This is a genomic window from Pseudoalteromonas sp. S3178 (genome assembly GCF_005886985.1).
GTDB lineage: Bacteria > Pseudomonadota > Gammaproteobacteria > Enterobacterales > Alteromonadaceae > Pseudoalteromonas > Pseudoalteromonas carrageenovora.
This window is the reverse complement of the sequence record NZ_PNCW01000580.1, coordinates 1-279: the sequence shown is the minus strand read 5'-3', so window position 1 is coordinate 279 and position 279 is coordinate 1. Positions and strand designations below refer to the sequence as shown.

Sequence of the window (279 nt, the reverse complement as noted above, 5' to 3'; positions counted from 1 at the left end):
AATTCCCCCTGATAAATTGTAGTATGCATAAATCAACGACTTATCTTGTGCCTCATACATTAACCGTTTGATTTCATTTGTCGTGCGCATCGCTGCCGAAAATTGATTCAGCTCCATTTGAAACCAGGCTTTGTAATTCAGGATTTTGATTTTTTGGTCTGCACTCAAACGGCTAGTATTTAAGGCTTGCTCAGTGAGCTGAAGCGCAACTTTAGGGTCAACGGTATATTGTTCTCTAATTTGCAGCCGAAGAGACTCAAAACCCTCTTCATTCAGTTC

1 pseudogene is annotated in these 279 nt (G+C 40.5%); it reads right to left on the bottom strand.

Annotated features, from left to right (window positions below):
- Nucleotides 1-279, bottom strand: a pseudogene (locus CWC11_RS22310) (tetratricopeptide repeat-containing sensor histidine kinase); the annotation flags it as partial.